The organism is Arthrobacter sp. 2YAF22_2 (assembly GCF_052114645.1).
Lineage (GTDB): Bacteria > Actinomycetota > Actinomycetes > Actinomycetales > Micrococcaceae > Arthrobacter.
The window spans coordinates 1-12,902 of the sequence record NZ_JBFRFD010000034.1 but is presented as its reverse complement, the minus strand read 5'-3'; the positions used below and the strand labels follow the sequence as shown (position 1 = coordinate 12,902).

Below are 12,902 nucleotides of genomic sequence, written 5' to 3'. Positions count from 1 at the left end.
GCACACATCGTTTGATGTGTGCCGCCCCTTTTGCCGGTGCTGGGAGGCTCAGCGGCCGCCGTCGAACTGCCGGCGGTAGCCGTGCATGGTGGTGAAGAACGGTGAGGGCTCGAGCGTGGGGTCGCCGGTGTAGCGGAGCTCCTCGGCCACCGGGGCAAACGGTGAGTACACCGAGTCCGTCTCCTGCAGGCCGCCGCTCAGGTAGCGGCCGGCCGCGGCGTCGATCCTGGCCTCGAGGTCCAGGCTTCCCTGCAAGGCGGCCCTGGCCGCCTCACGGTCCAGCTCGACGCCATACGGAACACCGTCCGCATTGCGGTACGGGTGGCCCAGATACAGGTGCTCCGGACGGACCTCGTCCCGCAGGTAGGTCAGGCTGGCCCGGTAGGCGGCCGGATCCTCGTAGCCGGGGAAGCCGTTGGCGGCGCCGTGGATCTGGACAGCGTCACCGACGAAAACCGAGCGCTGGCCGTCCACGACGTAGGCCACGGACCCCGCCGTGTGGCCCGGGATGTGGTGCACGGACACGGTGGCGCCGCCGCCCAGGGACAGGGTCTCGCCGCCCGTCACGAGCAGGGTCGGTTCCATTTCACCGGAGATGACCTGGTTCGCTGCTTGGGTTTGCTCGACGACGGCGTTCGGGTTGTCGATGTACTGCTGGCGCACGTCGACGTACTGGTCGACGTGCGCCTGCCGGGACCGCAGCAGCGGCGCGTCGGCCTCATGGATCACCACTTTGGCACGCCGCCCAGTCAGCTCCCAGAGCGCGTGCGCCCCGCCGAGGTGGTCGATGTGGCCATGGGTCAGCAGGATCCAGCGCACGTCTTCGATCCGGCGGCCAAGCTTCTGAAGTGCCGGGAGCATGCCCTCTGCGGGCGAGGAACTGATCCCGGTGTCGACAATGGCCGGCTCGGGAGCGTCAATGAAGAAGCTGTAGAGGCCGAAACGGCCCCACGGCGACACCAGAGGGTGGACTTTCACTTCTTGCGTCATGGATTGAGCCTTTCAGCGAAGGGTGGGGATGGCAACGTGGATGTGGTCTTGCTAACAGCGACTTTATTATAATAATATGATTACGTCACGCTCTGGAGAGCCTGTCTGCCGGCTATTGCACCGGCACTCGAACGCTGACGAGGAGTTTCGCACCCATGACTGATTTCACGACCTGGAACGCCGGCGGTGAGAAGATTGCCATCCGCAAGGACCTCCGGGTCCCGATGCGCGACGGCGTCGAACTCGCCGCCGATGCCTACCAAGGCATCGACGACAAGCCGCGCCCCGCCCTCGTAGCGTTGAGCCCCTACGGCAAGGAGCTGCAGGCCCTCGCCCTAACCACGCCGCCGCAGCGGCGCCCCAGCCCGATGTGGGACGGCTGCATCGAGGCCGGCGACATCGCCCGCATCGTCAAGGAGGACTACGTCCACGTCATCGGGGACCTGCGCGGCTCCGGACATTCCGGCGGCGAACACATCGGCAACTACAACGCCGGCGGTGTGTCGCTGGGCCAGGACGCGTACGACTTCATCGAGTGGGTCGCCGAGCAGCCCTGGTGCGACGGTAACGTCGGCATGGTGGGCATCTCCTACTTCGGATCCATGCAGGTGCTGGCCGCGGCAGAGCGGCCGCCGCACCTGAAGGCGATCTTCGTTTCCGGCGGACACTACGACTTCTACGAGACCACCTACCACGGCGGCGTCATGTGGTTCATGCCGCGGGCGGCGCGCGAGGGCCGGGGCGGCGACTCCGGCTGGGCGTTCACCGACGGCGTCAAGTCCCGCATGATCGAGAAGTACTCCCCCGCGGAACTGAAAGACCTCGTTGCCAAGCGCCTCGAGGACCCCGACGTCGCCGCGTGGCCGAACCTGGTCCACGTGTTGAACTACCCGAAAAACCACGAGGCCTGGTTCGACATCGTCATGAACGAGCTCGACGGTGACTGGTACGAAGAACGTAACCCCATCACACTGGCCCCGAACATCGATATCCCTGTGTGGCTGCAGCTGGACCAAGGCCGCGGCTGGACCCTGGACGGCACGATTGACCTCTTCAACGAGCTCAAGGGTCCCAAGAAGCTGGACATCGGCCCCTATCCGCCCATGCAGTCGCGTCCCTTCATCGAGGAACACGACAAGATGTTCCGGTGGTACGACTACTGGATCAAGGGCATCCACAACGGCGTGATGGACGAACCCGCGGTCAGTGTCTTCGTGGAGGGCTCCCGCGAGGTTGTCACTGCCGAGGCGTGGCCGCCGAAGGACGTGGAGTACAAGCCCCTGTACCTGCGGCCGCGCCGCGCACTGTCCACCGAGCCTGAACTAATGGACACAGCGTATGCCGCCCCGGACGGCTTCTACCAGGCGCCGCTGACGGTCACGGACCAGGTCGAAATCATCAACTGGTCCACGCCACCGTTCGAGACGGCTACCGAGATGATCGGCACCGGCGCAGCCCATATCTTCGCGGAGATCGACCAGCCGGACACCAACTTCATCCTGCGGCTCTGGGACTACGCGCCGAACGGCAAACGCCAGCTCATCACCAGCGGGTACCTCAAGGCCTCGCACCGTGAGCTCGACGAGCGGACCACGGAGGGCAACCCGCGCCACCCGCACACCCGTTCTGTTCCGGTCGAACCGGGCAAGATCGAGGAGTACGTGCTGCGGCTCTTCCCGTTCGCGAACACCTTCCTGCCCGGCCACAAGCTGACCGTCGAGCTGTCCAACAACGAACCGCTCGCCGACGAGCACAACGCCCTGCTCCCGCCGGACGCCTTCCACCTGCCTGTGGGCCGGCCCGTCACCCACAAGATCTACCGCGACGCCACCCACCCCTCCAGGCTGGTGCTGCCGTTTACGACTAGCAAGGCCGCTCAGGATCAGGCTGGCTGAATCCCTCCGGGAACCTGGCGCTTGACGGCCCGCGGCAGGCTCCCGGAACGGGGCGGCCCCATGCCTGTGCTAGATTTCGGCGCATGACCACGCATCCGACAAACCGCCGTGCCGACGGGCCTGTTGCCGCCGCCATCGGGCTGCTCGCACGGCAAGGCTTCGACGCAACGTCCGTCGAGGAACTGGCAGAGGCGGCGGGGATGAGCCGCAGCACGTTCTTCCGGAAGTTCGGGTCGAAGGAGGACGTGGTCTTCGCCGACCACGAGCGGATCCTCAGCCAGGTAAACGACCGGCTCGCAGAATCCACCCAGGAGCCCCTGGCTGCCATTGAGCACGCGGCACTCCTGGTTTTCGACCACCACCTGCGGAACCGCGAAACATCGCGCGCACGGTACGAACTGATGCAGGCCGTCCCCGCACTCCGGGACCGGGAGCTGGTTACCTCCCACCGGTACGAGCGGGCCTTTTTGCAGCACCTCACGGCCCAACTACCTGACGGCGGCCGTCGCGAACACTCGGCCGTTGCCTTTGCCGCGGCCGTGGTCGCCGTACACAACGCCTTCCTCCGGCAGTGGCTCCGCGGCGCCCCTGAGACCGGCGCCGCCGAGGGCGGCGCCGCTGGTGCAGGCGAAACCGACGCTGCGGACCGGGCGAGAGCGGCCGCGCTGGCGAATGAACTGCATGCACTCTCCGGCGTCTTCCGGCCCGTGCTGCTAGGTACCCTCGCCGCCCAGCAGTCGCCAACCGTCGTCGTAACCGTCCTGACCGCGGGCGCAGACAAGGAGGCGATCGCGCAGGCAGTCCGCGATGCCCTCTCCTGACGGCCGCTTGCAGGTCTGACACTGAGTTTCTTGACGTGGCACTGGGTTTCATTGCATCCTTAGTCGACGTGGCGTGGGCCACAGCGATACGACGGCCTGGGGCCGCCGCTGAACTAAAGGACGAAGAGATGACGACGACGTCGCCCGTTTCCGGGCTCACCGCCACAGCTACCGCGGGCGACTTCCCTGCCGGCACGGTGGAACCGGACTACGTCCTCACCGATGCGCTGGGCACCGACCCGGCGTCGGTCTTCGCCGGCGTCGGCCCCGCAGACCGGGCGTACTGGGACCGCGCCCGGCGCTTCGTCCAGGACGAGGTCCTTCCCGTCATCGACGGCTTCTGGGAACGCGGCGACTACCCGCTGCACCTGCTCAAGCGCCTCGGCGAACTGGACCTGCTGCGGGACGGAGTCCCGGTCGAAGGCTTTCCTGCGATGAGCAGGATGGCTGCCGGACTCGTCAACATGGAAATCAGCCGCGGTGACGGTTCCGTGGCGACGATGATCGCGGTCCAGGGCGGCCTGGCCCTGCGCTCCGTCGCGGAATGCGGATCTGCCGTGCAGCAGCAGCGCTGGCTACCGGCCATCGCCGCCGGGGCGGAATACGCCGCGTTTGCGCTGACGGAACCCACCCACGGCTCCGACGCGGTTGCCCTGGAATCCACCGCCACCGTAACGGCAGGCGGTTTCCTGCTCAACGGCGAGAAGAAGTGGATCGGCAACGGCTCCGTCGGCGGCGTCACCGTGGTGTGGGCCCGGGGCGAGGACGGCCAGGTCCACGGTTTCCTGGTCCCGCAGGACACCCCCGGCTATACCGCCACGAAGATCGAAGGCAAGCTGGCCCTGCGCGCCATCTGGCAGGCGCACATCCGGCTGGACAACGTCTTTGTTCCGGACGAGAACGTCCTCCACGGGGCGCGGACCTTCAAGGACACGGCGCGCGTCCTGCTGGCCACCCGGCTGGGCGTCGCCTGGTCCGCCGTCGGCCACGCGACCGCCTGCTACGAAACCGCTGTCCAGTACGCCAAGCAGCGCCGGCAGTTCGGCCGGCCGCTCGCCGCCTCCCAGATCGTGCAGGAACGGCTGGCCCGGATGCTCAGCGAACTCGCCACGATGCAGCTGATGGTGGTTCAGATGACGAGGCTCGACGAGGAAGGCGCGCTCACGCCGGAACAGGCCTCGCTTGCGAAATTTACCTGCACCCGCATTGCCCGGACCATCGCGTCCAATGCCCGGGACCTGCTCGGCGGCAACGGCATCCTGCTGGCGAACCGTGTTGCCCGGCACCTCGCCGATATCGAGGCGATCCACACGTACGAAGGAACCGAGACCATGCAGGCCCTGATCATCGGCCGCGGCATCACCGGCACGTCCGCCTTCTCCTGATCCGCGCCAACCCGCCACTTTCGAAAGGACTTCTCATGAACGAGAACGAAAATATCCCCGTCATCCTCGGCGGCGCCCGGACCCCCTTCGGCCGGTTCCGCGGCGGCCTCACGCCCTTCTCTTCCAGCGAACTGGGCGCCCACGCGATCCGGGCCGCGCTGGAACGGACCGGCGTCGCCCCGGAACAAATCGGCGCCGTCATCGTCGGTCAGGTCATCCAGGCCGGTGCGGGCCAGGGCCCCGCCCGGCAGGCCAGCCTCGCCGCCGGTATCGGCTGGGACGTTCCAACGGTAACCATCAACAAGCTCTGCCTCTCCGGCCTCACGGCCGTCATCGACGCCGCACGGATGATCCGTGCGGGGGAAGCTGACTTCATCGTCGCGGCCGGCCAGGAATCGATGACCAACGCCCCGCACCTCGTGCCCGGGCTCCGCGCCGGCGTCGTCATCGGCGACGCKCCGATGCTTGACTCGCTGAACCACGACGGCCTGCAGGACCCGGTAAGCGGCCTGCTGATGGGCGCCGCCACCGACGCCGGCAATGCCGAGCGCGGCATCGCCCGCGCCGAGCAGGACGCAGTCGCGGCCCTTTCCCACCAGCGCGCCGAAGCGGCCCGCGCCGCCGGTGTGCTGGCGGAGGAGATCGCACCGATCCAGGTGCCCCAGCGCAAGGGCCCCGCGGTTACCCTGGAGCACGATGAGGGCATCCGCCCGGAGACCACCGCCGAATCCCTCGCGTACCTCCGGCCCGCCTTCTCCAAGGACGAAGCGGCAACCATCACCGCAGGATCCGCCTCCCCCCTCTCCGACGGCGCCGCAGCCCTGGTGATCGCGAGCAAGGCGGCAGCCGAAGCCGCAGGGTTGGAATGGATCGCCGAAATCGGCGCCCACGGCCAGACGGCCGGACCGGACGGTTCCCTGCACTCCCAGCCCGCCCGGGCCATCGAACGGGCGCTGAAGCTGGAGGGGCTCAGCGTGCAGGAGCTCGATCTCGTGGAGATCAACGAGGCCTTCGCCTCCGTCCTCATCCAGTCCGCCAAGGACCTGGGCATCGAGACCGACGTCGTCAACGCCGACGGCGGTGCCATCGCGCTCGGGCACCCGGTGGGCGCATCGGGCGCGCGCCTGGTGCTGCACCAGGCACTGGCGCTGAAGCGCCGCGGCGGAGGCACCGGCGTCGTTGCCCTCTGCGGCGGCGGCGGCCAGGGCGACGCCCTCATCCTCAAAGCATGATCATCCCAACGAAGAAGCAGGCCATGACCAACACCCATTCCGGCGACGGCTTTGCCACCATCTCCGTCGCAGCCATCCTGGCCGAGTCCGCCCGCAGGACACCGGACAGCATCGCCCTGATCGTCGGCGAGGACGAGACCAGCTACGGCGAGCTGTGGCGCCAGACGCGCGCCTACGCCGGGGCGCTGCGGGCACGCGGCGTCGGCCCCGGCGACGCCGTCGCCGTCCTGATTCCCAACGTTCCGGACTTCGCCCGGGTGTACTACGCCGTTCTGTCCCTGGGAGCCATAGTGGTCCCGGTCCACGCCCTGCTCAAGGCCCGTGAAATCGAGTACGTACTCCACGACAGCGGAGCCGGGCTGTTGGTTTGCGCGGCCCCGCTCCTGAAGGAGGGCGCTGCCGGCGCCGCCGCCAGCGGGGTCGACGTGCTGACGGTGATGGCGCCCGACGACGACGGGCTGCCCCGGCTCGAAGCCGAGGCCGCGGCCGCGGAGCCGATCCTGAGCTACGTCCCCTGCCGCCCCTCCGACACGGCCACGATCCTGTACACCTCCGGCACCACCGGAAAGCCGAAGGGAGCCCTCGGCACCCATTTCGCTTTGGTGGAACAAACCAGCGTGCTGCTGACCAGCGTGATGGACTTCAAACCGGGCGACGTCCTCTTCGGCGGGCTGCCCCTGTTCCACACTTTTGGCCAGACGGTGGTTCTGAATACCGGGCTGCGCGCGGGCGCCACCGTCGTCCTGATGCCGCGCTTCAGCGGCGAGGGTGCCCTGAAGCTGCTGGACCGGCACAACGTGAACATCTTCATCGGCGTGCCGACCATGTATGTGGCGCTCCTTGAAGCGGCCAAGACCGTCGCCGTCCGCCCGGCCGCACTGCGTTACTGCATCTCCGGCGGGGCGTCCCTCCCGCTGGCCGTGATGGACAGGTTCCGTGACGTCTTTGGCGTGGAAATCCACGAGGGCTACGGCCTGACCGAGACGTCGCCCGTGGCGGCCTTCAACCACGTCGGCACACCGCCCCGGCCCGGCACCATCGGGGTACCCATCTGGGGCGTCGACATTGAAATCGCCCGCGCCGAAACGGTCGAAACCATTGAACTGCTGCCCGCGGGTGAACTGGGCGAACTCGTCATCCGCGGGCATCTGCTGATGAAGGGCTACCTCAACCGGCCGGAAGCCACCGCGGAGGCGGTCGTCGACGGCTGGTTCCGCAGCGGGGACCTCGGGACGAAGGACGAGGACGGCTACCTCACCATCGTGGACCGCAAGAAGGACATGATCATCCGCAACGGCTACAACGTCTATCCCCGCGAGGTCGAGGAAATCCTCCTCACCCACCCGGAAGTCGTCAGCGCCGCCGTCTACGGCGTGCCGCACGATGTCCATGGCCAGGAAATCGCCGCCGCGATCGTGCTGGACACGGGCGCCACGGCCACCGAGTCCGAGCTGATCGACTTCGCCAGCGCGCAACTCGCCGCGTACAAGTACCCGCGCTTGGTCCGGCTGCTCACGGAGCTCCCGCTGGGTCCCAGCGGAAAAATCCTCAAGCGGAACCTGGCCGCCGAGTCCAGCTGAATCGCAACTGACTCGCACTAGGTGTCGTTTTGAGGACTCAAAACGACACCTAGTGCCAGCTAGTTGGGCGGGCGGTCACCGCTGTGGAGCCGTGGCCGAACTTACGTCCAGAACTCATCTGCCTTGGCGGTGTCCTCGTAGAACTCGCGGCCCTCTACGACCTTTCCGTCACGGACCCCGAAAGCGATGACAGTTGCGAGGTCCAAGGTTTTTCCGTTGCTTTCGGCATGGCTTTGATGGATCCCCACGGTGTGGTTCTCTCCGCCGACGACGTCTTGGACCGTCGCCCGGAAGGTGCCCTGGGTGCGCGCTCCCCAGTCGCCGAAATAGGCCAGGACGGCATCTCGTCCTGGCTTCGTCCCGGCCAGCACCCGGCTGCCGGCCGGGTACCAGACAGCGTCCTCCGCGAAAAGCTCGCCAAGTGCAGCCATATCCCCCGCAGTGAACGCTTCGTAACGCGCTAGGCTCGCTGGATGGATGAACTGCTCCCCGAGCCCGTCGTCAAAGTCGCCCGCAAGACGGTGGGCCGCGCAATAGTGGCCTTTGCGGGACTCCAGGGAGCGGTGATCGCGGGGCTCGTCGTTCTGGACATGGTCAAGAAGCGGGGTCGGAGCAAGCGCAAGGGATTTCCGCACCCCGGCATTTTCGACCGGGCCGTAGCTGATACCCGCGTCACGACGTACACCTATGGAGCCGACCTATACCGGGACATGCTCCAGGCGATCAGGGACGCGAAAGAGCGCATCCTGATTGAGACGTTCATCTGGAAAGACGACGACACCGGGCAGCAGTTCAGGGACGCCGTGAACGAGGCCGCAGACCGCGGCGTCGAGGTGTTCGTCATTTACGACGAGTTCGCCAACCTCGTTGTGCCGTCCTCGTTTTTCGCGTTCCATCCGGATATCCATGTCTACCGCTTCCCCGTGGTCCGTCCGTCGGTGCTCGTCAACACCCTCCGCAGCACGGGGCTGGATCATCGCAAGCTCCTCATCGTCGACGACCATGTCGGTTTCGTGGGCGGCTACAACATCGGTTCCCTGTATGCCACCGAATGGAGAGACACACACCTTCGGCTGGTCGGCCCGTCCGTGTGGGATCTCCGCCAGGCGTTCGCCAACGTCTGGAACGACAACGCCGCAGGGTCCACTCCGGAAATCCCGTACACGACCCCGGAGGTTTGGGAACCCCGGATCCGCGCCGTCAATAACATTCCTGCGAATCTTGTCTATCCGATCCGAGGGGTCTACCTCGACGCGATCAACCGCGCCCAGGCACACATCTTCGTCACCATGGCGTACTTCATCCCGGACCAGCAGATCCTCAAGGCGCTGCTCGCTGCCAGCCGGCGCGGGGTTGATGTCCGGCTGATCCTCCCCGAGGACTCAAACCACATCCTCTCGGACTGGCTCTCACGCGGGTTCTACCGCTCCCTGCTCCAAGACGGGGTGACCATCCTGCTGTACCGCAATGCCATGATCCACGCGAAGACTGCCACCATCGACGGCAGCTGGTCGACCGTGGGCAGTGCCAACATCGACAGGCTGAGCCTGACCGGCAATTACGAGATCAATCTGGAAATCCATGACGAAGATTTCGCCACCGACATGGAGCAAATATTCGACGTCGACAGCCGGAACTGCCGGGTGCTGACCTTGGAAGAGTGGCAGCACCGGTCCCCGCTTGCCCGGTTCAGCGAGGCCGTCCTGGTACCACTGCGCCCCTTCCTCTGATATCCGGTCCGGCACATGCTTTGGGGATGCGGCATGCCGGCGGTAGCGTGGCGGTGGGGCACATGTCTCTGACGTAGCGACACTGCCCTGGCAACAAGAGAGCACTGAATGATGCCTGTCCTACGAACGGAGCCACGTCATGTCCAAGCAGAGCAAGATCACGCCGGATCCCGTCGAGCCCAGTGTCCCCCTCCTCGGTTCGGAACGCCCGGCGGCCCCACAGGTCCAGGCCACCCACGGGCCCGTCGATCCGTCCCGCAGGATCGAGGTGACGGTGATCCTTCGCAGGCAGGCCCCGCTACCGGAAACGGCCGCCGAACCGATCTCCCGTGAGGAGCTGGAGGCACGCCACGGAGCCTCCGCCGAGGACCTGTTGCTTGCCACCGATACCTTCACGCGACTCGGCGCGGACGTGCTCGACGCAGACGCTGCCTCCCGCCGGTTGCGGCTGGCCGGAACCGTCGACCGGCTGAGCCGGATCTTTGGCACAAATCTTGAAGAAGTGACCAGCAGCGGGCCTCACGGCCACGACATCAGACACCGGCAACGGACCGGAGGCCTGCAGATTCCGGCAAATCTGGACGGCATCGTCACGGCCGTGTTGGGCCTCGACGACCGTCCCCAGGCGCGGGCGCAATTCCATGCGATTCCACTCGCCACGGCCGGCATCAGCTACACCCCGCCCGAACTTGCCGCGATCTACAAGTTCCCGCACGGCATGGACGGTAACGGTCAGAGCGTGGCGATCATCGAACTGGGCGGCGGATTCGGTCAGGCCGATTTGGATGCGTATTTCGGCGGCCTCGGGCTTGCCGGACCGAAGGTGACCGCCGTAGGGGTCGACGGCGCGTCAAACCAGCCGGGGCAGGACCCGTCCGGGGCCGACGGCGAAGTCCTTCTCGACATCGAAGTGGTCGGCGCCCTGGTACCAAAGGCGGACATTCTCGTCTACTTCGCTCCGAACACGGACGCAGGGTTCCTCGATGCGATCATCAACGCCTCCCACGCGGCCCCGCCGCCCACGTCCATCAGCATCAGTTGGGGCCAAAGCGAGGACGCCTGGACGGCACAGGCCCGCAACGCATTTGACCAGGCCCTCGCCGACGCCTCGGCGCTTGGCGTTACCGTCACCGCTGCGGCCGGGGATAACGGCAGCGCCGACGGAGCCACGGACGGCAAAGACCACGCGGATTTCCCAGCGTCGAGCCCGCACGCGCTGGCCTGCGGCGGCACCCGTCTGGATGCCGACCCGGCCACCGGGACGATCAGGGCGGAAACTGTCTGGAACGACGGACCCCGCTCAGCCACGGGAGGCGGCTACAGCGACACGTTCCCCGGTCCGGACTGGCAGAGCGGCCTGGCTTTCCACGCACGGCACCACAAGCCCGGAGCGAAGCCCCCGACCGGTGGGCAGGGCCGCGGGGTACCGGACGTCAGCGGTGTCGCCGACCCGCAGACCGGGTACAAGGTCCGGGTCGACGGCAAGGACATGGTCATCGGCGGCACCAGCGCTGTCGCGCCCCTGTGGGCAGCCCTGATCGCGTTGTTGGCCCAAGCAACGGGAAGGCGGTTCGGACAAATCCAGCCGCTGCTCTATAGCCGGACGTCCGGGTTCCACGACGTGACGACCGGAACCAACGGCACGTACCAAGCCGCCACCGGCTGGGATCCCTGCACCGGTCTGGGCAGCCCGGACGGCACTGCCCTGCTCGCAGCGATCAAATCCGGCCGCTGAGCCAACAATCCCGGCCTGCATCGGCGACCAGTTGACGTGCTTGTTGGTTGGGCGTAGACCGTGCGGTATCACCAATTGCGGGCTGCTGCCTCGCGGCCTGCCGCCGTAAGGAGAAGGACATGGCTGTCGCGATCATCATGGAATTCACTGGTGCCACCTTGGAGCAATACGACCAAGTTATCGGCAAGATGGGCCTGACACCGGAAAAGCCCGGCCCAGCCGGCTCGCTGGGACACTGGGTGGCGGCCACCGACACGGGGATCATCGTCACCGATCTCTGGCAAACGAAGGAACTCTTCGACACCTTTGCGAAGGAGCAGATCGGACCCATCACGGCCGAAGCAGGGTTCCCGGAGCCACCGAAAGTGACGTATCTGGACGCCCACAATTACTTCATGCCCGGCGCAGCCGCGTGACCACAGCAGCCGCGTGACCCCAGCTGCCACGGGCAGCACCGCGATATCGAGGTTCAGCCAGCCCAGATCACGGGCAGCTCTTTGAGGCCGTAAATTATGGAGCTTTCCATGCGCTCCAGCCGGGCGCCGGGGGCAAGCGCCAATCCGGGCAGCCGCGAAATGACCGCCCGCAGCGCGATGCTGGCCTCCAGCCGGGCCAGCGGTGCGCCCAGGCAGAAGTGGATGCCCTGACCGAAGGCGAGATGCCGGTTCGGGGACCGTCCGACGTCGAAGGCGTCCGGATTTGGGAACTGCAGCGGGTCGCGGTTCGCCGAGCCGATCCAGGCAACGAGGGGCGCAGCGGCGGGGATCTGGTGGGCACCCAACGTTGAGTCGACGGCAGCGATTCGGTACATGGACTGCACCGGCGAACGGTAGCGGAGGACTTCCTCCAGCGCATGCGGCAGCAACGTCGGGTCGGCGCTGAGCCGCTCGGTGGTTCCCTCATTTTCCGCGAAACATAGGATCGCATTGCCGATCAGGTTCGTGGTCGTTTCGTTGCCGGCGACCAGCAGCAGCGCGCAGAACCCGAGAAGTTCGACGGCGCTCAGGTGTTCGCCGTCGATCTGCGCCGCCAGCAGCTTGCTGATGAGATCGTCGCCGGGACGCTGCCGACGCGCTTCGATCATGCCCATGAAATACTCAGCCATCTCCGCGTCGGGAGTGCCGCGGCCCGGTGGCGCGCTCTGCCCGGACTCGTCCGACGTCGGCCTGGTCTGGCTGACGATGAAGTCGGACCACTGTTTGAAACGGTCCCGGTCCGCTGCCGGGATTCCCAGCAGTTCAGCAATGACGATCACCGGCAAGGGGTAGGCCAGTCCTTCAATCAGGTCCATGGACCCAACCGACAGGACCGGGGCCAACAGGTCATCCGTGATCTCGGAGATGCGCGGGGCGAGGGCTTCCACCGCCCGGGGAGTGAAGGCCTGCGTGACGAGGGACCGGAGCTGGCGGTGACGCGGCGGATCGGTGTTGATTAGGCTGGCAGCGAAGAGTTGGCCGGTCCCGGTAGGTTTGCCGCCTGACATCCGGGACGAATAGGTGGCGTGCTCGGAAAGTACCCGCTGCACGTCGTCGTA

Annotated in this window: 11 protein-coding genes; 8 read left to right on the top strand and 3 right to left on the bottom strand. The window is 66.7% G+C overall.

What is annotated here, in order from left to right; all coding sequences use genetic code 11:
- Window positions 1-48: 48 nt before the first annotated feature.
- On the bottom strand, window positions 49-990 hold the full coding sequence (locus AB4Y86_RS02900; RefSeq protein ID WP_441399930.1) for an MBL fold metallo-hydrolase: 942 nt from the start codon (window positions 988-990) through the stop codon (window positions 49-51).
- A gap of 155 nt (window positions 991-1,145) precedes the next feature.
- Between AB4Y86_RS02900 and AB4Y86_RS02895 the strand changes: the two genes are divergently transcribed.
- From AB4Y86_RS02895 to AB4Y86_RS02875, 5 genes are all read left to right on the top strand, one after another.
- Complete coding sequence (locus AB4Y86_RS02895; protein WP_441399929.1) at window positions 1,146-2,885, top strand: CocE/NonD family hydrolase; 1,740 nt, start codon at window positions 1,146-1,148, stop codon at window positions 2,883-2,885.
- Window positions 2,886-2,968: 83 nt separating this feature from the next.
- Window positions 2,969-3,706: a TetR/AcrR family transcriptional regulator gene (locus AB4Y86_RS02890; protein WP_441399928.1), complete on the top strand. Its 738-nt coding sequence runs from the start codon at window positions 2,969-2,971 to the stop codon at window positions 3,704-3,706.
- A 128-nt stretch (window positions 3,707-3,834) separates the two neighbouring features.
- Window positions 3,835-5,091 carry an acyl-CoA dehydrogenase family protein gene (locus tag AB4Y86_RS02885; RefSeq protein WP_441399927.1) on the top strand — a complete coding sequence of 419 codons (1,257 nt, stop codon included), beginning with the start codon at window positions 3,835-3,837 and terminating at the stop codon, window positions 5,089-5,091.
- Between the two features lie 35 nt (window positions 5,092-5,126).
- On the top strand, window positions 5,127-6,323 hold the full coding sequence (locus AB4Y86_RS02880) for an acetyl-CoA C-acetyltransferase (RefSeq protein WP_441399926.1): 1,197 nt from the start codon (window positions 5,127-5,129) through the stop codon (window positions 6,321-6,323).
- A gap of 23 nt (window positions 6,324-6,346) precedes the next feature.
- Complete coding sequence (locus AB4Y86_RS02875; protein ID WP_441399925.1) at window positions 6,347-7,903, top strand: long-chain-fatty-acid--CoA ligase; 1,557 nt, start codon at window positions 6,347-6,349, stop codon at window positions 7,901-7,903.
- 101 nt (window positions 7,904-8,004) lie between these two features.
- Here the strand turns inward: AB4Y86_RS02875 and AB4Y86_RS02870 are convergent, their stop codons facing one another.
- On the bottom strand, window positions 8,005-8,382 hold the full coding sequence (locus AB4Y86_RS02870) for a nuclear transport factor 2 family protein (protein ID WP_441399931.1): 378 nt from the start codon (window positions 8,380-8,382) through the stop codon (window positions 8,005-8,007).
- On the opposite strand from AB4Y86_RS02870, the gene AB4Y86_RS02865 reads away from it, so the two are divergent.
- From AB4Y86_RS02865 to AB4Y86_RS02855, 3 genes are all read left to right on the top strand, one after another.
- Window positions 8,377-9,633, top strand: coding sequence for a phospholipase D-like domain-containing protein (locus AB4Y86_RS02865; protein ID WP_441399924.1), 1,257 nt, complete (start codon window positions 8,377-8,379; stop codon window positions 9,631-9,633). The two genes, AB4Y86_RS02870 and AB4Y86_RS02865, sit on opposite strands and share 6 nt — an antisense overlap.
- A 139-nt stretch (window positions 9,634-9,772) precedes the next feature.
- Window positions 9,773-11,368 (top strand): S53 family peptidase, encoded by a 1,596-nt coding sequence (locus AB4Y86_RS02860; protein ID WP_441399923.1) that lies wholly within the window; start codon window positions 9,773-9,775, stop codon window positions 11,366-11,368.
- Between the two features lie 119 nt (window positions 11,369-11,487).
- Window positions 11,488-11,784 carry a hypothetical protein gene (locus AB4Y86_RS02855; protein WP_441399922.1) on the top strand — a complete coding sequence of 99 codons (297 nt, stop codon included), beginning with the start codon at window positions 11,488-11,490 and terminating at the stop codon, window positions 11,782-11,784.
- 53 nt (window positions 11,785-11,837) lie between these two features.
- Here AB4Y86_RS02855 and AB4Y86_RS02850 read toward each other — a convergent pair.
- The coding region (locus AB4Y86_RS02850) for a cytochrome P450 (protein ID WP_441399921.1) at window positions 11,838-12,902 on the bottom strand (1,065 nt) is incomplete at its 5' end.